At 35.8% G+C, this 25,986-nt stretch carries 12 protein-coding genes; all 12 read left to right on the top strand.

Annotated elements, in window-relative coordinates; all coding sequences use genetic code 11:
• The first annotated feature begins 20 nt into the window (after nt 1-20).
• Nucleotides 21-2,207 carry an alpha-galactosidase gene (locus Q0486_RS00445; RefSeq protein WP_299229120.1) on the top strand — a complete coding sequence of 729 codons (2,187 nt, stop codon included), beginning with the start codon at nt 21-23 and terminating at the stop codon, nt 2,205-2,207.
• Nucleotides 2,208-2,320: 113 nt separating this feature from the next.
• The gene (locus Q0486_RS00440) at nt 2,321-3,784 is read left to right on the top strand and encodes an arylsulfatase (protein WP_299229199.1); all 1,464 of its coding nucleotides are present in this window, start codon (nt 2,321-2,323) and stop codon (nt 3,782-3,784) included.
• A gap of 279 nt (nt 3,785-4,063) precedes the next feature.
• Nucleotides 4,064-5,665, top strand: coding sequence for a sulfatase-like hydrolase/transferase (locus tag Q0486_RS00435; protein ID WP_299229117.1), 1,602 nt, complete (start codon nt 4,064-4,066; stop codon nt 5,663-5,665).
• An 87-nt stretch (nt 5,666-5,752) separates the two neighbouring features.
• Nucleotides 5,753-8,485, top strand: coding sequence for a TonB-dependent receptor (locus Q0486_RS00430; RefSeq protein WP_299229115.1), 2,733 nt, complete (start codon nt 5,753-5,755; stop codon nt 8,483-8,485).
• Nucleotides 8,486-8,610: 125 nt separating this feature from the next.
• The gene (locus tag Q0486_RS00425) at nt 8,611-10,758 is read left to right on the top strand and encodes a leucine-rich repeat protein (protein ID WP_299229112.1); all 2,148 of its coding nucleotides are present in this window, start codon (nt 8,611-8,613) and stop codon (nt 10,756-10,758) included.
• Between the two features lie 329 nt (nt 10,759-11,087).
• A complete protein-coding gene (locus Q0486_RS00420; RefSeq protein ID WP_299229109.1) occupies nt 11,088-13,487 on the top strand; it encodes a sugar-binding domain-containing protein in 2,400 nt (799 codons plus the stop codon).
• A 190-nt stretch (nt 13,488-13,677) separates the two neighbouring features.
• Nucleotides 13,678-15,048 (top strand): arylsulfatase, encoded by a 1,371-nt coding sequence (locus Q0486_RS00415; RefSeq protein WP_299229196.1) that lies wholly within the window; start codon nt 13,678-13,680, stop codon nt 15,046-15,048.
• A 35-nt stretch (nt 15,049-15,083) separates the two neighbouring features.
• Entirely contained in the window at nt 15,084-18,245 is a 3,162-nt protein-coding gene (locus Q0486_RS00410; RefSeq protein ID WP_299229106.1) for a TonB-dependent receptor, read from the top strand.
• A gap of 10 nt (nt 18,246-18,255) precedes the next feature.
• A complete protein-coding gene (locus tag Q0486_RS00405) occupies nt 18,256-20,088 on the top strand; it encodes a RagB/SusD family nutrient uptake outer membrane protein (protein ID WP_299229102.1) in 1,833 nt (610 codons plus the stop codon).
• A gap of 20 nt (nt 20,089-20,108) precedes the next feature.
• Complete coding sequence (locus Q0486_RS00400; RefSeq protein WP_299229100.1) at nt 20,109-23,192, top strand: SusC/RagA family TonB-linked outer membrane protein; 3,084 nt, start codon at nt 20,109-20,111, stop codon at nt 23,190-23,192.
• 16 nt (nt 23,193-23,208) lie between these two features.
• Nucleotides 23,209-24,993, top strand: coding sequence for a RagB/SusD family nutrient uptake outer membrane protein (locus tag Q0486_RS00395; RefSeq protein WP_299229097.1), 1,785 nt, complete (start codon nt 23,209-23,211; stop codon nt 24,991-24,993).
• 25 nt (nt 24,994-25,018) lie between these two features.
• Nucleotides 25,019-25,924 (top strand): DUF1735 domain-containing protein, encoded by a 906-nt coding sequence (locus Q0486_RS00390; RefSeq protein WP_299229094.1) that lies wholly within the window; start codon nt 25,019-25,021, stop codon nt 25,922-25,924.
• The last annotated feature ends 62 nt before the right edge of the window (nt 25,925-25,986 follow it).

The raw sequence follows: 25,986 nt of genomic DNA, 5'->3' as shown, positions 1-25,986 counted from the left end.
ATCTAAAAAGTTAATATTCTATGAAACAAAAAATATTCAGTTTATTTTTTGCTGCTTTGGCTTCGGGAAGTATTTTAGCAAAGGATTATTTGATATCGACCCTAAATACTTCATTACTGATTAGTGCAGATAAGGGTAAACAAGCTAAGTTGCAATATTATGGCACGAAAATTTCGGAAGATGAAATCAAAGGAATATATAATTCAGGTATTGCGTTTGGGCATGACAATTACTCTTGTTTTGGCGTTCGTTCATATGGAGAGAAAGCTTTTGCTGTAAAATATCCGGATGGTAGTATGTCTGTAGAACTTGTTGTTGACAGTGTAAGACAATATTCAAAAGATAGTGCAGATTATACAGAGATACTGATGACTGATAAAGCTTATCCGTTAGAGGTAAAACAGTTTTTCAAGGCTTATAGAGGTACTGATGTGATATCTACATGGGTAGAAATTACCAATAATGCCAAGAAACCTGTAACAATGTATAAGTTCGCTTCTGTTACATTTCCTTTTAAACGTTCCGAAAACTGGTTGACGCATTTTCATGGTACTTGGGGAGCTGAACATATGATGGAGGAAGAAAAACTGTTTAATGGACAGAAAGTTATTGCCAATAAGGAGGGAATCCGTAATACTCAAACTGACAATCCTTCATTTATGCTTACGGTAGATGGATGTCCTCATGAAGATTCAGGAAAAGTCTTTGGAGGAACGTTGGCATGGAGCGGAAATTATATGATAAAATTTGTAGTATCAAATAGTGAACTTGATGTAATAGCGGGAATAAACGAAGAAACTTCTCACTATATTCTTGAATCGGAAGAAACGTTTGTAACTCCTGAATTTGCAATGACATATAGTACATCAGGTAAAGGGGGTGTAAGCAGGGCTTTTCATAAATGGGCAAGAGAATATAAATTGAATCAGGGAAATGTAGAACGTGACATACTTCTGAACAGTTGGGAAGGTGTGTACTTTAGAGTGAATCAGGAAGTGATGGATCAGATGATGAAGGACATGTCTTCTATGGGAGGAGAGTTGTTTGTTATGGATGACGGGTGGTTTGGTGATAAATATCCGAGAAATGGTGGAAGTTCCAGTCTTGGTGATTGGGTTGTGTGTAAGGAAAAACTTCCTGAAGGTATAGAAGGATTGCTGGAATCTGCAAAGAACAACAATATAAAGTTTGGTATATGGATTGAGCCGGAAATGGCCAATACAAAAAGTGAATTGTTTGAAAAGCATCCGGACTGGGTATTGAGTCAGGATAATCGTCCATTGTCAACTGGTCGTGGCGGTACACAGGTGATACTTGATTTGACCAATCCAAAACTACAGGATTTTGTCTTTGGTGTAGTTGATAATCTCATGACAAATTATCCTGAGATAGCTTATATAAAATGGGATGCTAACGCACCGCTAATGAATTATGGTTCTCATTATCTTCCGAAAGACAAGCAATCTCATATTTATATTGAATATCATAAAGGATTGAATAGTGTACTTGAACGTATTCGTGAAAAATATCCAAAACTCGTCATACAAGTATGCGCCAGTGGTGGCGGTAGAGTAAATTATGGTTTTATGCCTTACTTTAACGAATTCTGGACAAGCGATGATACTGATGCGCTTCAGCGCATATATATGCAGTGGGGAGTTTCTAATTTCTATCCGGCCATAGCTATGGCTTCACATGTAAGTGCAAATAAGAATCATCAGACAGGCAGAATTCTTCCACTAAAATTCCGTTTTGATGTTGCTATGTCAGGACGTCTCGGTATGGAAATTCAACCTAAGGATATGACCGATAAAGATAAGGATTTTGCAAAAAGAGCTATTTCTTCATATAAAAAAATAAGACCGATTGTGCAGTTCGGTGACTTGTATCGTCTTATATCTCCATACGACAGGAAGGGAATATCTTCTTTAATGTATTCTACAACGGAAAAAGACAAGGCTGTACTGTTTGTTTACAAGATAGAGCATTTCCTTAATCAGGTAATTCCTGATGTTGTTCTAAGTGGAGTTGATGAAAGCAAGAAATATCGTATAACAGACCTTACACCGGAGAACATAAACAAACCTGTGTCTTTTAATAATAAGGTGATAAGTGGAAATATTCTAAAGAACAGCGGATTATCTGTTCTTAAGGATTTGAAGAAAGAATATTCCAGTATGGTATTGCTTCTTGAAGAGGTTAAATGATTTGTGAATCAATTATTGATTTATAATGTAATCAAAGTTCTATAAAGCAATGAAACAACAGAAATAAATTATTATCAATTATGCAAAATATGAGAATTAACACAGCGCTGTGTATGTCATTGTTTTCTGTGTTACCGACAGTGGCTCAGAAAATCAATAAAACACCTAACGTGATATTTATAGTTGCTGACGATTTGGGATATGGTGATTTGAGTTGTTACGGTAATAAGACTATAAAAACTCCTAATGTGGATTATCTGGTTGAACAAGGATTGATTTTTACAGATGCTCATTGTACATCCTCGACGAGTACTCCTTCTAGATATTCTTTATTTACCGGATGTTATAATTGGCGAAGAGATGATACAGGTATAGCAACCGGTGATGCGGGAATGATTATACGTCCTGAGCAGTACACCGTAGCGGATATTTTTAAAAAGGCAGGTTATACTACAGGTGCAATAGGTAAATGGCATTTAGGTTTGGGTGATAAAACAGGTACACAAGACTGGAATGGGGTGATAACACCCGGACCGAAAGATCTTGGTTTTGATTATTCTTTTTTGATGGCAGCTACTGGCGACCGTGTTCCATGCGTATGGCTTGAAAATCATAAAGTATATAATTATGACCCGGAAAATCCTATATATGTAAGTTACAAGAAACCATTCCTAGGTGAACCATTAGGTAAAGATCATCCTGAACTTCTTACAAAACTTCATCCTTCTTATGGACACAATCAGGCAATAGTGCATGGAATATCACGTATAGGTTATATTAAAGGTGGAGGAAAGGCTTTGTGGGAAGATGAGAATATTGCTGACACAATAGTAGCAAAGACTGTGCAATTTATAGAAAGAGAGTCTGATAAATCTTTCTTTTTGTATGTTGGAACAAATGATGTTCATGTTCCTCGATATCCGCATGAGCGTTTCCGTGGCAAGAGTGGAACGGGATATCGTGGAGATGCAATTCTGTCATTTGATTGGACTGTAGGACAGATTGTTGATGCCTTGAAACGTAAAGGTATTCTTGATAATACAATGATTATTGTAACTAGTGATAATGGACCTGTTCTTGATGATGGTTATAAGGATCAGGCAAAGGAACTTTTGGGTAACCACAAACCATGGGGAAATTTCAGTGGTAGCAAATATAGTATATATGAGGCAGGTACTAGAGTCCCGTTTATTGTTTACTGGCCTAAAGGAGTAAAATCTGGTACTTCGGATGCTTTGGTTTCTCATATAGATTTGTATGATTCGATGGCTTCATTGGTTAAGGTACAGAAACCTAGGGCTTCTGCTGAAGATAGCTCCAACCAATTAAATGTCCTGATTGGAAAAGATAAAAAGGGACGTGATTATGTAATTGAATCATCTTTTAAATTATTGGCAATATCAACAGGTGAATGGAAATACATAATGCCATCTGTAAATAAGGCTAAAAAGGTTGTTCCTGCAAAATTATATTATTTGAGAGATGATATATCGGAAAAGAAAAATGTAATTAGTAAATATCCTGAAAAAGCACATAAATTGAAAGCTTTGCTTGAAAAGGAAATTAATAAAAAATAGTATTAAATATCAGAAAATCGTTTTAAATGAGAACACATTCCAACAGTGAATGAAAATGGCAACCATGTATTTAAGAAGTATATGGCATATTATTATTTTTATCTTTCTGTGAAAGGTGGATAATCTGAAGTTTAAGGTATTATCTTTGAAAATGCATAATTTATATGCACTCGATGCATAATTAATCACCAATATAAATATTTGATTAGCTATACTTTTGTATGTTGAGAAATGTACGGAAGTATAGCTTTTTTATTAGTAAACTTAAAATTTAATTATATGAACAATTTACGTTTATTCCCTATTTTGTGTGGTGTTATTATACCTTTTTCCGGTGTTTGTGGAAATAAATCTGACAAACCAAATATTTTAATTCTTACAGCAGATGATTTGGGGTGGAATGATATTTCATCACCATTGACTACATATTCTGCCAATTCGAAGAATCATCAGACACCTAATATCGATAAACTGATTTCAAATGGTATGGCGTTTACTAACGCTTATACCCAACAGAACAGCGCCCCTACGCGTGCCGCACTCTTGACCGGACAGTATGCTGTTCATAATGGAGTTTATAATGTTACATCGTTGGCAAGGTATGGTAATAAAAAAAAGGGAGGTATTACTAAGCAGCAAGCAAGAATTATTCCACCAAAACAGAATGGAGCAATAGACTCTGGAACAATAACATTTGCTGAAGTTCTTGAGGAAGGAGGATACCAGACATATATATATGGTAAAGTACACGGATGGGGAGGCGATCTGAGTGAACATGGTTTTACTCATGACTTTTCATGTTCTAAGACTGTAAATATGAAGGGTGAGAAACTGAGTAATTACCTTGCATATCAGACTCAGGATGGCGGTTGGGTATTTGATAATAAGGTATACAATAAATATGCTAGTCCATATACAGAAGAATATATAAAGAAAAATCTCATTCCGGTAGCGAATGGCAATGACCCGATGACATTGGTAGGCAAAAGAAAACATTTTACTGATGCTATAGGTGATTGTGTAATAGACCAATTGGCAACTGTCGATAAGAACAGTCCTTTTTGTATGTGGGTTTGTTTTCATGCCATTCATTCGGCTATAGTAGGAAGAGAAGACTTGATTTCAAAATATAAACAAAGAAAAGATAAGGACAACAGACATAGAAATCCGGATTATGCCGCACTTACTGAGCAGCTCGATCAGACTGTCGGCAGAATTATGGCAGCTTTGAACGATCCGAATGGAGATGGTGATACGTCTGATTCAATGATTGACAATACAATTGTGATATTTATGTCTGATAACGGTGGTGTTGGAGGAAGTCACAGCAATGCTCCGCTAAGAGGTGCAAAGGGCATGTTCTACGAGGGAGGCGTCAGAGTACCTACGAGTGTTTCATATCCCAAATTGATAAAATCGGGAACGGTAACTGATGAACCTGTACATGTAATAGACTATTATCCTACTCTTATTGAACTTGCAGGACTTAAACTTCCATCACAAAAATTACACAAGGTTGATGGTGTATCGTTTACTGAGATACTGAATAATCCGGAAGCTGAGCTTGACAGAGAAGCTATTTACTGGCATTTTCCTGGATATATGGATAACAGGCAGGTTCCTTCATCAATGATAAATAAGCGCATAGGTGATAAGAGGTATAAGTTGAAATATTCGTACGAGACAGAAAAATATGAACTTTATTGTCTTACAGATGATATTTCTGAAGAACATGATTTGATGAAATCTTTAAATAAAGAATATATAAATATAGCACGTAATTTAAGGGATGACCTATGCAGGTGGCTTGAGGAAAATCATCCCTTGGAGATGAGGTATAAAGATAATGGAAAGGTCGTAGGATTGCCTGAATCGATATAGGTAATATTTTTAAACTTTTGAGATAGTAGTTGGACAAAATACATGAAGATACGCACAAAGTTATATACTTTATTGCAGTTAATATTTTTGATACTTTTTACTTTGAATTCTAAGGCACAAAATACAAATTCAACGATAAGAGGTACAATAAATGATAAAGAAACAGGCACGGCTGTAGAATTTGCAGCTGTGCAACTTCTTTTATTACCGGATTCTGTTCAGGTTGGTGGGGTGGCAAGCGATAAAAACGGTAGTTTCTCATTGCCACTGAAACGAACAGGAAACTATTGCTTGAAGGTGTCATATATGGGTTATAAAACAATTGAGAGACCTTTCAGTTGTGAATCTGTTATATCCGGTGATATTATTATGAACAACTTAAAAATGGAGACTGATGCAATAATGTTGGGTGAGGCTATTGTTACAGCCGAGGCTCCGCCAGTGCAGGTTGAGGAAGACACTGTTGTATATAATGCTGCTGCGTATAAAGTGACGGAAGGAGCTATTCTCGAAGAACTTATAGAAAAATTGCCTGGGGCTGAGATTGATGATGATGGCAAAATAAAGATAAATGGAAAAGAATTGAAGAAACTGATGGTTAATGGTAAGGAATTCTTCGGTGGAGATTTGAAAACCGGACTTCAGAATTTACCTGTAGAAATGATAGAACAGCTCAAAACTTATGATAAAGAATCTGATATGGAACGTATGACAGGAATAGATGACGGTAATGATGAAGTTGTTCTGGATGTCAGATTCAAAAAAGGTAAAAACAGAGGATGGTTTGGTAATATTGATGCTGGGGGTGGAACGGAGAAAAGATATAGTGGGAAAGCTATGGTAAACAAATTTTCTGATGAAACCCAATATTCCTTAATCGCTTCAGCCAATAATGTATCAGGTAAGAACTTTTCGAGTGCGGCCAAAGCAAACTGGAGGACTAATCGCGGAATTGTAGAAACGCAGAATATAGGTTTAAATGTTGCCTTAAACAGAGAAAAGTATGAGTTTGGTGGTAACATAGATTTCAGAAGGAACAACAATGATGTCAATGGTGTTATTTCTTCAGAAAGATTTTATACAAATAAAAGTACATATTCAAATTCATCTAATAATACACTGTCCAATAATATTTCGCTAAGAGGTAATTTCAGGATAGAATATATGCCTAATGATAAAACGACATTACTTATTCGTCCAAATATCTTATATAACAATGGAAATGAAGCACAAAGTAACAGATCTCATACTTTTGGAGATTTTGAGTATACAGACAGTATTAATTCTAATATATCGGATAATTATTCGGAATCTGTAAGGAAGAATATGAGTATTTCTGCCTTGCTTAGTAGGAAGATAGGGGATACAGGAAGGAATATCGGATTTCGTATTGGTGCCGGTTATAATGAATCCGGTAATGACAGATGGCGTGATAATGACACACATTATTATAAGATAACGGATTCGTATGGCAATGATTCTGTTAATTATAGAAGTCAGTTTATAACCAATGCAAGTATAAATAGAAATTACAGTTCTCAGATTACGTATAGCGAACCAGTTTATGGTATAGGTCTGTTTCAAATGAGCTATCAATTTCTGTATAAAAGGTCTGAAAGTGACAAAAGTACGTTTGACCGTATAAAAGATGTAGAACTGGACAGTTTGGGCAAGTCGGCACAGTATGATTATTTTAATCACGACATATCCTTGACATTTAAAGTGGTTAGAGCAAAATATACCCTTAGTGTAGGTGGAACAGTCCAGCCTCAAAGGTCTGTATTGTCGTATGAAAAAGGAAGCCAGTTTATTGATACGGTTCGTAATGTTCTGAATTTTGCACCGAAAATAGATTTCAGATACAGGTTTTCTAAAACCAGTCAGATAAAGTTCAATTATCATGGTAAAAGTTCACAGCCTGGAATGGAATCTCTTCTTCCTGTGGTAGACAATTCTAATCCACTGAATATTAGACAAGGTAATCCCGGACTTGTTCCTTCGTTTACCCATAATGTAAGGTTGAATATGAATACATATAACAAGACCAATCAGCAATCGGTTATTATAAACGGCTCATTGAATATAGTTCAGAACAGTATTAGTAATCTTACCAAATATAATGAGGAAACAGGGGGGCGTACAACGATGCCCGTTAATACCAATGGTGATTGGAACGGTAATATATCGTTAGGTTTCAATACTGCATTGAGGAATAAGAAGTTTACCATACATGTCAAGACAACTGTAAGTTATCGTAACAATGTGGGATATATATACGATTCAAAAGAACATAAATCATTGAAAAATACTATTAAGGAGACTAAGCTTGGAGGAGAATTGTCTGGGGCGTATAGAAATAGCAATATAGAGATATCCTTAAATTCGGCAATAAATTATTCTTTCGAGAAAGATGAGCAACGGCCATTTAATAATCAGGAACCATATAATTTTTCCTATGGAGCATCATTTACGGCATTTTTACCTTGGAGTATAAATGTAACTACTGGTATGGTGAACCAATGTAGGAGGGGATATTCTGATTCTGATTTTAATAGAGACGAATTTTTGTGGAATGCTAAACTCTCCAAATCATTTTTATCCGGAAGTGCTGTTGTCAGTATTGAAGCTTACGATATATTACAGCGGAAAAGCAATATAGTGCGAAATATATCTTCCACAATAAGAACTATAGGTGAGTACAATGGTATAAACAGTTACGTAATGGCCCATTTTGTATATCGTTTCAATGTCTTTGGAGGTAAGAAGATGAAGCCTAACATGAAGATGAACAGGGCTAAGAAAAAGAACTATAGAATGTAATGTAGTGGTACGTGTAGGTTGAATATTTTTTACCCCATCTTTGAATAATTTATACTAATTGAACATAGTATATAATCTCTTACTTTGTGAAAAATATTTTTTTTAACATTAAAATCTATTAGTGTATGAGGATTTTTAATAGAATCGAGTTATTAGCGGCAATAGCCGCAGTATCGTTTGTCGGATGTAAAGAAGATATATCTGATGAACTGAACCCTATTGGATGGGGTAGTGTAGAAACTAAAAACTATGAATTTAGAGTATCAGATGTTCAAAGTTTGGGAATAAATATCCAGAATGGACAGTCAGTATCTGTTTTTTCGACTGATGCTCCAGATGACAACAGGCAGTTCGTATATAACGAATCAGCATTTTCCGGTGAGGCAGCGACAACAGGAAATCTTTTTGCTTTGTATCCTTACACTACCAGTGCGACTTTTACTTATAAAGATAGTTTGCCTATAGTAAAAACAGTTGTTTCTAAAGAATTGACTTTGAAACAAACCACTCAGGTTTCAAGAACAGAGGAAGTTTCCGATGTCAATGATGTAGCAAATCTGGCTGTAGGTAGATTTGAAGATGATGGTGTGAAATTCCAATCGGTTTATACAGATATATCATTTAATATTACATCTGAATATGCTTATCATATAGACTCTATTAGAATTTCCGGTAATAATAATGAAAAAATATCAGGAGTTGCAAATATAGAGATTACAGATTCTATTCCGAATGTTACTTTTGCTGAAACGGCTGAAGAAAAGGTCGTATATAAATGTAATATGGATATTGAAAAGAATGGATCTGAAAATGTAACGATTTCTTTTATTCCTGTTGACTTTACTGACGGTTTTAAAATTGAACTGTTTAATGGTAACGCAGCAAAGGAAATAGAATACGATGCAATTGATATTGTATATGGTCAGAGCAATATTCTTTCTGATATAGTATTGAAAATGCCAAATTATTATATACAATATTCATCTCCTTCTGAAATTGTGCTTGAAGGTTATCTTTCGGAATATAGTAATGGTATCGGTAAGATATTCTTTGATACACCTAATGTCCCTGCTGGTCTTTTGAATGGCCAGACTTCGGTTACTGGTGTTTGGGTTCCTTCTGAAATCACTTCTGTTGGTGACAATGCTTTTTCTGGAACAACAAGTCTTGAAACAATAGAGTTTGGAAATGTAGAATTAACTTATGATTCTGATAATGCGGAGAAAGTGACAGCTGTTACATCTGATTCCAAGTTGGAAACATTAGGTAAAGATGTTTTCAGTGGAAGTAAAATATCAACGATTGTTTTACCTGAAACCATTAATGATATCGCAGGCTCATTTAATGGTATATCAGTAGGATATACAGTATATTGTTTGGCGACAGTTCCTCCAACAGCAGATACTCAGAGCTTTTCTGATAAATTGGAATATATTTTTGTACCGGAGAGTAGTGTGACTGATTATAGAAAGGCTTTGTCAGAATGGGGTCAGTATATATTTGCTATAGGAGGTGACACGTCAGATGAACCTAATGTTGGAACAGATTATTATATTATGTACAAGAAAGAGAATGCACTGGCTAATATACCTGAAGGATATATACATAAATTTGAGAATGGTACAGGATATATTTATTTTGATGAACCTGTTATACCTGAAAACTTTATGAGAGGTGCTCAGATTTCTGTTGATGAAATGAGTTTTGTTGGTATTGAAAGAATTGGAACACAAGCTTTTGGTAGTAATGGAAATTCAAAAAATACTATAAAGAAACTGGTTTTCGATGATAATCTGAAATATATTGAAAAGCAGGCATTTAATCAGGTCTCAGGATTGACAGGAGAACTTAGATTGCCAAATTCACTTGTAGAAATTTATGAACAGGCATTTAGAAATACAAATTATGAAAAAGTTGTATTTGGTGATACTTATATGAATGCTGATGGTACTATTACCGATAAGAATACTAACTTGAAGAAAATATGGTCTTCTTTTGAAGGTTGTAACTTTATTAAAGAACCAGTTGTAATACCTTCGTCTGTTACACAAATGTATAAGCCTTTCCCTGCTGCATTGGGAAATGTAGGTAATAAATTGGTTATGTATTGTTTACCGACAACACCTCCAGAAGGACTTTCTAAGAATGATTTTAATGCAGCTCTTAAAACACTTGAAATATATGTACCTTCAAATGCAGTTGATGATTATAAAGCAACCGAATGGAATAAGTGGGCGGATAAGATAAGTGCTATTACAGTATCAATAATATAATAAATGATTTGGGGGACTTTGATTTATGAAGTCCCCTTTGAATTAACTTTATAATAAAAATCAAGTTATTCAAACTTTTTATAGGATTAATTGTCTGTTGTGAAAAAGAGACGATTTAATAATTGAAATCCAAATGTTATGATTTAAAGTTAATTCCATAATCATGATTATTATAAGAGTATTAATACTGGGAATATACATTCATGATTATATTAAACTAAACACTTGAAGCATATAAAGTAGATTTAATATAACATGGAAATTTTTTGATGATAAATTAAATTTTCTTTGATGACTTGTGACAATTGTTAAATTATAATGAGACTTTTATGAGAAAGATTTTATTATTTTTCATGTTGCTTTTCTATATTTCTGTAAATGCTCAGGGATTCGGAACGCGTGAGTCAATAAATACAGACTGGTATTTTAATCTCGGAGACGGCAAATATTGGGGTGCAGAATATTTTGACCATTCCAAATGGCGCAAGCTTGATATCCCTCATGACTGGAGTGTAGAAATGCAAGCCAGTCCAAGTTTGGCAAGTTGTACAGGATATCTGCCTGGAGGAATAGGGTGGTACAGACGTGAACTTCATATACCGGCAGAAGCAAAAGATAAAAAGGTATATGTATATTTCGAAGGAGTATATAACAATAGCGAAGTATTCATAAACGGGAAATGGATAGGAAAACGTCCTAATGGATATGTTTCTTTTATGTATGACCTTACTCCTTATATAAACTTTGGAGGAAGGAATGTAATAGCAGTGAGAGTGGACCACTCACAGGATGCAGATTCCAGATGGTACACAGGTTCTGGCATATATAGGGATGTATATCTGGTTTATGCCAATCCTGTACATATCAATCTTTGGGGAGTAAGTTATGAAGCAAAGATAAAAAGAGATAATGCACTGCTTACTGTGAAAACAGAAATCGATAATAACGTAGATAAGAATTTTGATCTAGAGGTTGTCAATAAGGTATTTGATAAAGACGGTAAGATTGTAAAACAGGGTAACCAGACTTTTAGGGTTATGGCTGATGAGGTATCGGACTGCGTGATGCAGCTCGATATCAAATCGCCGAAACTTTGGAGTATAGATAGTCCATATTTATATACCATAGTGACAGAGGTAAAGCATAAGGGTAAGATTGTTGATAAATCAGAGATAAAAGCTGGTATAAGAAAACTGACGTTCGATTCTGACAAAGGTTTTGCTTTGAACGATGTGCCGATGAAGATAAAAGGTGTATGCATACATCATGATGCCGGTTGTCTTGGAGCGGCTGTGCCGAAATCTGTGTGGAAACGTCGGTTGGAGAGTTTGAAAGGTATTGGTTGTAATGCTATAAGAATGAGTCATAATCCACAGGCAACTTGTGTCTATGAATTGTGCGATGAGATGGGTTTTCTCGTAATGGATGAGGCATTCGATGAATGGGAGTATCCTAAAAAGAAGTGGATAAGCGGATGGAATAAAGGTAAACCCGGATTTCAAGGTTCTGCCCTGTATTTCAGAGAGTGGAGTAAACGTGATCTTGCGGATATGATCAGACGTGACCGTAATCATCCTTCCATAATAATGTGGAGCATAGGTAATGAGGTAGACTATCCTAATGATCCGTATTCACATCCTGTTCTTGATAAAGAGGGAATAAGCCAGCACCATGTGAAAGGTTATCAGCCTAACCAGCCTCGTGCCGAACGTCTGGGTGAGATTGCTAAAGAATTGGTTACAGAAGCCAAAAAATATGATACTTCACGTCCTGTTACGGCAGCACTTGCAGGAGCTGTAATGTCGAATGAGACAGAATATCCGGGAGCACTTGATATAGTAGGATATAACTATACTGAATATAGGTATAAAAAAGACCATGAGAAGTATCCTGACAGAGTGCTTTATGGTAGTGAGACAAGACACGACCTTAATGCATGGAAGGCTGTAAGGGATAATGACTTCATAATGGGACAGTTTATATGGACAGGTTTTGATTATCTTGGCGAAGCCGGACCATGGCCGTCAAGAGGATTCACTACAGGTATGATAGACCTTGCCGGATATATCAAGCCAAACGGATATTTCCGCCGTTCGTTATGGATGGAGACACCTAATATTTATATAGGGACCTATTCAATAGGTAAGAATAATAAGATTAGGACTAATGCCCCTGCAGTGTGGAACTATGAAGATGGAGAGATGATAAGAGTGGTTGCATATACCAATTGCAGTGAAGCGGAGTTGTTTCTTGATGGAGAACGGATTGGCAGCAGAAAACCGTATGATGATTCCAATGGAGTTATTTACTGGGATGTTCCTTACACTTATGGTAAGCTGACGGTCAAGGGATACAATGACGGAAAAGAAGTTACTGAATATTCAATACAAAGCAGTGGCAGACCGTTTGCAATAAAAGCTAAGGTAGATAAGGTCAAGAATCTGAAACCTGGTGATGTAGTACATGTAGAAATATCGATAGTTGATGAAAATGATATTCCTGTAGTATTGGCGGACAATCTTGTGAAGTTGGATATAACCGGACCTGCAAAACTGCTCGGTCTGGAAAGCGGAGAAGGAAATGCTGCTGACAACTTTAGAGATAACAGGCAGAGATGTGTTAACGGACGCCTTCTCGGATATTTGAAGTTGACTGAAGCAGGTGAGGTTAATCTCGTTATTGAATCAGCTTTGCTTAAGAAGTATAAAATGAAAATAACTGTTGAATAATCATGATTTTAAGGCGGGTATGAATAGTTTATACCCATTATATGAATAATTCATAACCCGCTTTTGAATATGTATATCCCTAAATTTGCATTGTTGAAAGTAATTAAAAGTTTAACTTTAATTTTTAATAATAATGAAATCCCATAGAATGAAATTTATAAACAAACTCTTTTTATTTTCCGGAGCTGCTATGGCTCTTCCTTTCGTTTCTGCAAATAAATCAGTTGCTGCAGAAAAACAATCAAGGCCGAATGTGATTTTTATTTTGGCAGACGATTTGGGTATAGGCGATTTGGGATGTTATGGTCAGGACAGAATTAAAACTCCTGCTATAGACAATCTTGCTAAGAACGGAATGAAATTTACCCAGCATTATTCAGGTTCTACGGTTAGTGCCCCGTCAAGATGTGTACTTCTTACAGGAAAACACACCGGTCATTCATATATAAGGGGAAACAAAGGATATGTGGCTGATGACGGTAGGCACTATGACCTGAATCTTAAAGATTCTGAAGTAACTCTTGGAGAGATCTTCAAGACAAAGGATTATGTTACTGCCTGTGTCGGTAAATGGGGACTTGGAGGTCCGTCAGGTGAAGGCCATCCAAACAATCAGGGATTTGATTATTTCTTTGGATATTTAGGACAAGGAAATGCACACAGCTATTATCCAAAACAATTGTTTGAGAATAATAATCCTGTAATGCTTAATCATAAAGTCTATACCCATGATTTGATAATGGAAAAGGCTATGGATTTTATCAAAGAAAACTCCGGCAAACCGTTCTTTATGTATCTTACACCGACAATACCTCATGCTGAGCTGATTGTGCCGAACAATGAGTTGTATGAATATGATGGAAAATTCCCTGAAACACCTTATAAGAAAAAAGGAAGTTATTGTTCGCAGGATAAACCGAGAGCCACATTTGCTGCTATGGTTACTCGTCTTGACAGAGATATTCAGAGAATAGTTGATTTGCTCAAAGAAAAAGGAATTTCAGAAAATACAATAATAGTCTTTTCTTCCGATAACGGGACACATAAGGAAGGTGGTCATGATCCAAGATTTTTTGACAGCAACGGACCTTTCAGAGGGACTAAGAGAGATCTTTATGAAGGTGGTATCAGAACACCGTATATAGTAAACTGGCCGGCAGTTATTAAACCGGGAAGCGTTTCATATCATGTTTCTGCATTTTGGGATTTTATGCCGACAATGTGTGAACTTATAGGTGCAGATATTCCAAATGGTACAGATGGTATATCATTTTTGCCCACATTGACAGGTAAGGGTGAGCAGAAACAGCATGATTATCTGTATTTTGAATTTCATGAGCAGGGAGGAAAACAGGCTGTGATAAAAGACAGATGGAAACTTGTACATCTTCAGGTAAATAATCCTAAGAAAGAAAAGTATGAATTATATAATCTGGATTCGGATCCTTCGGAAATAGCAGATGTGGCAAGATTATATCCTGCTAAGGTAAAAGAGTTGAAGAGTATTATGCTGAAAGCAAGAACTGCAAATGAAAATTGGAAATTTAGTTTTGAGAAATAATAAACCTTTTATTAATTTTTAGAATTTAGTAATTTATGAACAAAGAGAAATTTAGGTACTTGATTCTTATTTTTCTTTGTGCACTTGTATCCAGTTCTGGATATGCACAAAAGATAACATTGAAAGGGCAAGTGTGGGATGAAGTTTTGAATGAGCCTATAATGGGAGCGAACGTATCTGTAAAAGGAACTACAAATGGTGTTATAACAGACTTTGACGGTAACTTTACAATTAATGCTAATAAAGGAGACGTGATTGTTGTATCTTTTATCGGTTATAAGGATGTAACAATGGTTGTAAAACCTAATATGAAAATTTCAAGAATCTTGATGTCTGAGGATACTCAAATGATTGAAGAAGTAGTGGTAGTAGGTTATGGTATTCAGAAAAAAGCATCAAGTGTAGGAGCTATTTCAGTTACTAAAGGTGATGAATTGTTGTCTGTAGGTAGTGTTAACACAGTTTCCGAAGCTCTTCAAGGACAATTGCCTGGTGTTACTGCTATAAATTCATCTTCCAAACCTGGTGATGATGCAGCTGATCTTTTTATTCGTGGTAAGGAATCGTGGACTTCTGCTGCTCCTCTTGTATTGGTAGATGGTATTGAGAGAAATTTCAATGATGTAGATGTAAACGAGATTGAATCTATATCAGTTCTGAAAGACGCTTCTGCCACTGCTGTTTATGGTGTAAAAGGAGCAAATGGTGTTATATTACTTACAACCAAACGCGGTAAGAATGAAAAACCTGTAGTAAACTTTTCTGCTAATTTTGGTTTTAAACAACCTACTGTCAATCTGGAATTTGCTGATTATGTAACTTCTATGAAGATGTATAATGAAGCTGTAGCAAATGATTTGGCATGGGATAAAACTATTGCTGAATCAACTATATCTGCATGGGAAAATGCATATAGAACAGGAAATTACGGACCGTATAATGATTATTTCCCGGATATAAACTGGTGGAATGAAATGTTGAGAGACTTCGGATTCCAGCAGAACTATAATGTAAATATATCCGGTGGTACAGAAAGAATGACATACTTCGCTTCTTTGGGATATTTGAATGATGGAGATATTTATAATACTCAAAAGAATTCAGAATTTGATCCAAGATTCTATTACAAAAGATATAACTGGCGTACAAATTTCGATTTCAACATAACAAAATCAACTAAGTTATCTGTTAATATCGCCGGAAAGATGGGATACGAAAATCAGCCGGGTTATCGTGGTGCCGATACAAATGACAGTTATATTTTTGACCCGTTCTTTAAATATGAGACTAATTTGTTTCCGATAAAATATTCAGATGGAGAATGGGGTTCAAATGCAGCGGGTGAAGGTAATGTGATGATGCAGATGAATGAACAGGGACAAGTTACTTATAAAACATTTCAAGGTTTTTATGATGTATATTTGAAGCAGGATCTGGACTTTATAACTAAAGGATTGTCTGTAAAAGCATCATTGTCATATACTACTTATCAGAATAGAAAATCTAGTATATTTAAGGGACAAGTGTATGGTGAAATGGATTCTGAAGCTGTAAAACAAAGTCCGATAAGATATCTTAGAACATACGACTATTCCAATCCTATCGTGAATGAAGATGGTTCGATATCATATCCATTGTTGACACAACAGCGTTTCCCGGATGATAATACTGTAGAAGACTTACCTTTGGGTGCAAACAATGATAGCTGGACTGGTTACGGAAGAAAGTTGTATTATGAGTTTGCTGTCAATTATGCAAGAAAATTCGGAGATCATGATGTTACAGCATTGGCTCTTGTTAACAGAAAAATAAATGAGACCGGTGCAGATTTCCCTTCTTATTCAGAAGACTGGGTAGGACGTGTCACATATAACTGGAAAGAACGTTACTTAGGTGAAATCAATGCTGCTTATACAGGTTCTGAGAAATTCGCTCCGGGCAAACGCTTCGGTTTCTTCCCTTCTTTCTCTTTGGGTTGGCGTGTCACAGAGGAGCCGTTTATGCAGGAAATAAAGAAAAAGTGGTTGACAAACTTTAAAATCAGATATTCTTGGGGTAAAGTTGGTAGTGATGCGGGTGCAAATGCTACAAACTATATACAGATATTCAATTCAGGAGGTAATGTGAATTTCGGTTATGACCAGAATGTGGCATTCGGACCTACTTATTCAGAGGGTGCTTTGGCATACGAGGATGCGACATGGGAAACAGCCATTAAGCAGAATCTCGGTTTTGAGGTTGGTATTATAAATAAACTGAATCTTACTGTAGATTTGTTTAAATCCAACAGAACAGGAATATTGATGACCAGGCAGACCATTGCACCATGGATGGGAGTTGGACTTCCTTCTGTAAACCTGGGAGAAACCAAGAATCATGGTATGGAGATTGATTTGAAATGGAATGATAAAATAGGTAAGGATTTTAACTATTTTGTAAAATTCAATTATTCTGTAAGTGAAAACCGTATTGTATTCAAAGACGATCCGAGAAATCTTGATGAGTATTTGAAAAATGCTGGTAAACCTATTGGATGGACTAAGAAATATATCGCTACTGGAAATCTTTCTTCAATAGATGATATATTCAACTATTCAACAAGCCTTATAAACAATGGAACACAGAATAAATTGGTTCCAGGTGATTTGGCATATATTGATTATAACTGTGATGGTGTGATTGACGACAAAGACCAGGTTCCTATGGATGAATTGAATTATCCACTTACTACATTTGGTTTGACATTAGGTTTTACTTATAAGAATTTTGGAGTTAATGCTAATTTTTATGCAGCACAGGATGTCTATAAAGAGCAAATAGGTAGTTTGCTATGGGATTTCCCTAATTCTGTAGTTAAAGCACAACCTAATACACTTGACAGATGGACGGTAGAAGACATGTATTCTACTGAAATTGTTAGACCGTCAGTACATCTTACTAACAACTATAATAGTCAGGGTAGTACATATACGTATACAAATCATTCGTATCTTAGACTTAAGAACCTTGAAATTAATTATAGTTTGCCAAAATCTTTAATTAAGAAATTTGGTTTGACTAAATGTCAGATATATGTCAATGGTAATAATTTGTTTACTATTTCAGGTGTTGATTACAGAAGAGACCCTGAGACAAGTGGACAATCTGTTTACCCAATAGTGAAACGATATAATGTTGGTGCACGTTTATCATTTTAAATAATGAAATATGAAAAAGAATTTATTATATATATGCGGTTTGGCAATTTTATTGGGAAATAGTTCTTGTGAAGATTTTTTGGATAAGTCCCCCAATTTGGGTTTGACAACATCTGATGTATATAAGGATTATTATTCAATTAGAGGATATCTGGATAATTCTTATCAGTATCTGGAAAATTTTTATAAATATAACGGTTGTAATAATGAAAGAACACATATCGGTGCTATTTCAGATGAGTTTGCTTCTATCTATAATAGTTCGCAGGCTATAACAGTTAACAATGGTAACTGGCTTAGTAAATCTATTACGAGCTTTGAAATAGGTAATAGCAGTAGTGGAGGTGGAACTTCAATATGGAAATCATATAAAGGAATAAGAATTGTTAACCGTATAATCCGTGATATCGATTTAGTAAAAGACTTGTCGGATACACAGAAAAATGAGATATTGGGTCAGGCATATTTTTATAGAGCCTGGTGGTATTTCCAGCTTATTAAAAGATATGGTGGTATGCCTAAATTTGACAAATTATTCTCCGGAGATGGAACTGAAGATATTCCTAGAATGACTTATCATGAATCTCATGAATGGATGATGAGTGACATTGAGAATGCAATTGCAATGTTGCCGGATGCTTGGGATACAGATAATACTGGCCGCCCTAATAAGATAGCAGCTATGGCATTCAAGGCTATGGCACAACTTTATGATGCAAGTCCTTTGATGCAGAATGACTTGAAAACCATTAAGGTAATGGAATATGATAAGGAAAGGGCAAAGCTTGCTGCTCAGTCGGCTTGGGCAGTAATTAAATATGCAGAACAAGATCATTCCGAACTGGGATATAGATTAATGACTGGTGATGAATATAAGAATATTTTCTATTGGACAGCTCCTCCTTATATGCAGCCTGAATATCTGTGGTACAACAGAAGTCAGGAAGGTCAGGATTCATACAACTATTCTCGATATATTCGCTCTTTCTGGATTCCTGCTGAGTTTGCTTCCGGAACAGGAAATGATGCCGTTGTTTATAATGCCCCAACGCAAAATATGGTAGAGATGTTTGAAAAGAAAGGTGATGACGGTGTTTATTATCCAATTACTGACCCACGTTCCGGTTATAACTTACAGGAATATCAGAAAGATCGTGACCCGAGATTTTATAACAATATTCTTTGTCCAGGTGATGAATGGGGGGTAAACAAGGAAGGCGTCAAACAATATATCACTACTTATGTTGATGGTGCAACCTATAATAACACGATAAAAAGCCAACATTCAAACAAAAGACAACAGACCGGATATATCTGTAAAAAGTTTTTGTGGCCTGAATGTAATCAGTGGACACTTGGATATAATCTTTATAGAACGATAACGGTTTTTATCAGATACACACAGATGTATTTGGATTTGGCAGAAGCTTCATTTGAAGCGACAGGAGATGCAAATGCCATTGTTGAAGGTTGTGGATTATCGGCAAAACAGGCTCTTGATATCGTTAGAGCACGTGTTGGAGTTACTCCGATTCCTGAAGATATAGCTAATGACCCTACCAAATTTAGAGATGCATATAGACGTGAGCGCGCCGTTGAGTTGATGTTCGAGAATAATAGATGGTGGGATATACGCCGATGGATGATAGCTCATGAATTATTTAAAGAACAGTATCCTATTAAAGGTTTAAAAGCTACAAAGAAAAATGACGGTACTTTTTCTTATGAAGTAATCGATGTCGTTCCTGAACAGAGGGTATTTGAAATGCGTAATTATTGGTATCCGTTTGCAATGGATGATGTAGCAGCATTGTACAATCTTACACAGAATCCAGGATGGTGAAAATTAAAATAATTTAGATTATGAAAAAACATTCTATATATATTGTAAGTTTTTTATTGTTGTTAGGTTTGGGTGGAAGTATGCCTGCCAATGCACAAAAAAAGAAATCCAAAAAGCCAAAAACAACAAAAGTGAATAAAGCATCATTACTTATTGATGTGAATTTTAAAGTAGTAGATGAAGATGGTAATGCTGTTAAGAATGCAGAGGTTATAGCAGCTGAAGGTGCTATTTCAACTTATACTGATGCTAACGGTAAGGCCAATTTAAAGGCCAAGGCAAATAGTAAAGTTCTAATTGAAACTATAGGTTATGAGGATTATGTTGTTGATTTAGCTAAAGGTAACGTACCCAAAATTATAAAACTTAAAAAGACACAACCTTTTTCTGCTCCTAAATACCATTATCAGAGATATGATGGAGGTTCAACGTCACAAAGTGATATTGTGGGTGCAGTGTATTCCATATCAGGTAATGAAATAAATACACAGCCGGATTTTAATCTGTCAAATATTCTTCAGGGAAGATTGGCGGGAGTTACGGTTTGTAGCAATAATAATGGATTGGGAAATGCCACTTCTTCAATTTATGTAAGAGGACAGCATAGTAATTCTGATAATACAGCTATTGTAATAGTAGATGGAATTGAAAGAGACTGGAATGATATTATTCCGGAAGAAGTGGAAAAGATAGAAGTAATGAAAGATGCGACAGCCAAGATTTTGTACGGACCAAGAGCGGCTAATGGAGTTCTGGTTATAACAACAAGACGTGGTGAGGCAAATAAAAGGGTAATCAGAACTTCTTTTGAAGCCGGAATAATGAATACTACAAGGATTCCTCAATATCTTGACTCGTATCAATATGCTACATTATATAACGAAGCAAGATTAAATGACGGCTTTCCTGCTTATTATTCTCAGCAACAGCTTGATGGATATAAAAATTCTACAGGTCCGAACGATTTGCTTTATCCTAATGTTGATTTTTATGATTACTTTATGGGAAACAATGTAAATTACCGTAAAGCGTTATTTGACATGAATGGAGGTACTGATAAAATCAAGTATGCCTTAATAGCAAATTATGTGGGTGGTGACGGACTGGAAAAAATAGGTGAAAGACCGGATTTGCACAGACTGAATTTAAGAGGAAATCTTGATGTTAAGGCAACCAGTTTCCTATCATTGGTAGCAGATGCTGCTATGAGGTTTGAGGTGAGACATCTGAATTCACTTGGTAATGGTGAAGTTATGTCGGCAATATCTTCTACAAGACCAAATGAATATCCTCTTACTATAGACAATGAGATTCTGGGATTACAACCGAATGAGGATGGTACCCCTTATTTTGGTGCAAGTTTGAGGCATCCTTCAAATCTTTTGGCAGAGTTGGGCTATGGAGGCTATTCTGAAGAAAGGTATATCACAAGTCAGACCAATTTAGGATTGAAATTTCATCTTGATGAAGTTCTGAAGGGATTGTCTGCACAGGCTTTTATCACTTTCGATAATTATAGTTATTATAAGAAAGGTCAGACAGATGTATATCCTACATACGCAATAATCGGACAGAATGCAGACGGTACAAACCGTTTTGTGAAGATGAAGGATCTGAATCTTCAGGACAATCAGTCAAAAATGGGTGAGGATGCCGACAGAAGAACAGGATGGAGAGGAAATATCGGATATGAAAATACTTTCGGTAAACATACTGTTGAAGCCATGTTGGCTTATAATTACTACCACCAGGAAGTATTGGGAAACTCTCAGGATATTAAGAATTCCAATACTACATTAAGACTGAATTATGGATTTGATAACAAATATCTTGTTGAAGGTACATTGGCCTTGATGGGAAGTAACAAGTTTTATGGTGACAACAGGTATTTTTTGTCTCAGGCTGTTGGAGCAGCATGGGACTTGTCTAATGAAGAAATGTTTAAAAATATCAGTTGGTTAAACTATTTGAAGCTGAAAGCTAGTTGGGGTATATTGGGATACGATCGTGCTACCGACTGGTTACTTTATAAGACTGCATGGAATAATGGAGGTTCGTTCTCTTTTGGAGAGCAAAATACAACTTCTGTTAACTATACAAATCTGGTAAGACTGGCAAATCCTGACTTAAAATGGGAAAGTTCTAATGAATGGAATATAGGAATTGAAGGACTTGTACTTGGTAACAGACTGAATTTCGAATTAAACTTTTTCAACGAACTTCGCAGGAACATCATAGGTAATAATGAGGCAATTAAGCAGGATATTCTAGGACCATTTACTATACCGACCAATATTGGAACAGTTCGTAATCATGGTATTGATTTCTATGCTCAGTGGAAAGACAGAATTGATGATTTCAGTTATTCGGTAGGAGCTAATGTCGTATGGTCCAAGAATAAACTTCTGGCATGGAGTGAAGTCAATTATCCTGAAGAATATCTTAGAACTATTGGACAGTCAACGGATATTATGACAGGATATCAGGCATTGGGACTTTATGGAAAAGATGTTGATTTAAACAGAGATGTATATCAGTCTTTCGGACCATGTCAGGCTGGTGACATAGCTTATGCAGACTTGAACGGAGATAAGATAATAGACGGTAATGATAAGACAACTTTGGGTAATACTTTCCCGAGAACACAGCTGGGAATTGATTTCAATATAGGATACAAAGGCTGGAATCTTTATGTTCTTGGTACTGCACAACTGGGAATGAATACATGGAAAAACAATTCGTATTACTGGAATAAGGGTGAAGATAAATATTCTGTTGAAGTACTGGACAGATATCATCCTGAAAATAATCCGGATGGAAATTATCCGAGACTTACAACAACATCAGGTGCAAATAATTTTATTAATTCAAGCTATTGGATTCAGGACGGATCTTTCTTCAGACTGAAAAATATAGAATTGAGTTATACTTTTGATTTTAGTAAGAAAAATATTGGTATTAAAAATCTGAAATTATTTGCCAGAGGTGCCAATTTGTTTGTTATTTCAGAAGAGAAAAATTTAGATCCGGAAATGATGGGTGCCGGTATTGACAATTATCCGGTATTAAGAACATTTACAGGTGGTCTTACAATGACATTTTAATTATAATTGAATACTTATGAAATCATATAATAAACTACTACTTTTACTTGGTATTGGTTCGGTCATGGCTTCATGTAGCGATATGCTTGATGAAAAAACCAATAGCCAGTGGGAAACCAAATATGTTTGGAGTGTTCCTAAAATTGCTCAAGGTGTATTATATAACGCTTATAATGCAATAGAGAAAAGACCAGACAGTTACGGCTCGAATTTTCTTGATGCTGCAACAGACAATGCGTTGACTAGTAATTACAGCTCTGCTGTGTATTCATTGGCTACAGGACAGATGTCAGCAACAAATAATCCGCTTGGAATATGGTCATCGGTATATCAGCAATTCCAGTATATTAATCTGTTTCTGGAAAATGGTCTTACAGATGAAACAAAGTACAATCTTGTGGATCCTGAGATGGATGCTGAATATAAAAAACGTCTTGAAGGTGAAGCTTATTACCTGCGTGCATATTGGGGATTCAGAATGCTCCAGATATATGGAGGAAAAACAAATGACGGTGAAGCTTTGGGATATCCTTTGGTTGCACACTTCATGACAGAAGAAGATGCAATGGATTTCAATTCTATAAAACGCAATTCGTACGAAGAATGTGCATTGCAGATAATGGATGATTGTGATAAAGCTGCAGAAATATTGCCTTCGGAGTATTCCGGAGATGATCCTGTATGGGGAAAATCTGAGATTGGACGAGCTACACGTCTTGCTGCTTTGGCTCTTAAGTCTAAAGTCGCTCTTTATGCGGCAAGTCCTGCATATCAGCCTGATGCTATTGTTAAGTTAAATGGCATGGGTGATTATACAGTTGTTGATGAAGCTTCTTATAAAAGTAAGTGGGAGCGTGCTGCTGAAGCTGCTAATGTAGCTTTGTGCGAACCTGGTTTTGGTGAGTTTTATGCACTGCAGGCTACAGATCTTGCAAGTGCGCCAAATACAACTCCGTCAGAATTTATTATGCGAGCTTACCATAATACAAAGGAGTTGGAAAACAGACATTTCCCTCCATACTATATGGGACGTGCCAACACTATTCCTTCGCAGAATCTAGTGGATGCTTTTCCTACAATTGACGGATATCCTATTTCCGATGAAAGATCTGAGTATAATGAAAACAGTCCGTATGAAAGCAGAGACAGACGTTTTTATTTGAATATCTACTATCATGGAGCTACATTTGGAACAGATACAGAAATGCCTTTGGATATGGTGATGGGTGGAAAGGACTCTCCTTCGATAGATCCTTTTGCTTCACGTTCCGGATATTATCTTGCAAAATTCCTGTCAAAAAAACATACAATGCTTGATCCTATAACAGGTTCGAATGATAAGCATTATTACCCTATGTTCAGAAAAGCAGAGATTTTCCTTAATTATGCGGAGGCTGCCAATGAGGCTTGGGGACCAAAAGAAAATCCTAAAGGTTATAAATATACTGCTTACCAAATCATTAAAGACATCAGAGCAAAATCAGGTGGAATAACCGATACAGGATATCTTGATGAAATGGCTGCTGATAAATTTACATTTGCTGATTTGATTCAGAATGAAAGACGATTGGAACTGGCATTTGAGAATCAGCGTTATTTTGACATGAGAAGACGTTTGATGAATCTGACAGAACCGGTACGTGGTGTAGAGATTACAGAATCTGAGGACGGAACTTTAAGTTTCAATACTGAAAAGGTTCTTGAACAGAGAAGTTATAATGATGTAAAATTCTATTATTGTCCTATACCAAGGAATGAATGCATCAAGAATCCAAATATAAAGAATAACTTAGGTTGGTAGTATAAATGATAAAAAATTAAAAGTTATGAACATAAGAAATTTAAAATACAGCTTGTTGGCACTTTTATCATTGACTTGTCTTTCATCTTGTTATGATGATTATACAGATGATTACACAGAAACTAAAGTATATTTCGCTTCTCAAAAGCCGTTGAGAACTGTAATTGCTGATAGAAATATGAACATTAAAGTAGGTGTAGCTATTGGAGGAAAAAGAGAAGTTGATACAAAAGACTGGGCTGAGTTCAGAATTCTCCCTAACTTACTTGAAGGTACAGGGCTTGAATTATTGCCTGAATCATATTATAAGCTTTCTGATGAAAGCAGATTTTATGTGTCAAAACCAACATTGGCCGTTGCTGATGTACAGATTGATTTTACAGAGGATTTCTATAATGACCCTAAGGCTGTCTCAACACATTATGCCTTACCTTTTAAAGTTGTGGCAAGTTCTCATGACGGAGTTCTTGAAGGTAAGGAATATAGTATAGTTGCTATTAAATATATTAGTAAATATCATGGTACTTATTACGTTAAAGGAAAAGTATCTACTTTGGATAATGCAGGTAATGTAATACAGACTGAGGACTATGCTGTATCTGATTTGTCAAAGAACATAACAAGAAATCTGACAACAGTTGGAAGATATAGTGTGAGCAGAACCGGAGTGGCTAACAGGCCTGTCGATGCAGCAAACGAAAAGGTTAAACTGACTTTTAATGATGATAATACTGTTACTGTAGAAACTGCTGATGGAGGTATTGCAATCAGCAATGGTAGCGGAACATACAATTATGATGAATCAACATTCGATATGACGGTTAATCTTAATTATGAATACGAATTAAGTGGTACGAAATACAAAGTTGAGGAAACATTAATCAGAAGACAGGATCCTTTGAAAGATTTAAGATTTGAGGAGTGGAACTAATTTGATCCTTATTTTGATATTGAAGTAGTAACATTCTCTGAAATGAAGATTATGTTACTACT

This window comes from uncultured Bacteroides sp. (genome assembly GCF_937912035.1).
Lineage (GTDB): Bacteria > Bacteroidota > Bacteroidia > Bacteroidales > Bacteroidaceae > Phocaeicola.
This window is presented reverse-complemented; position numbering and strand designations above follow the sequence as displayed.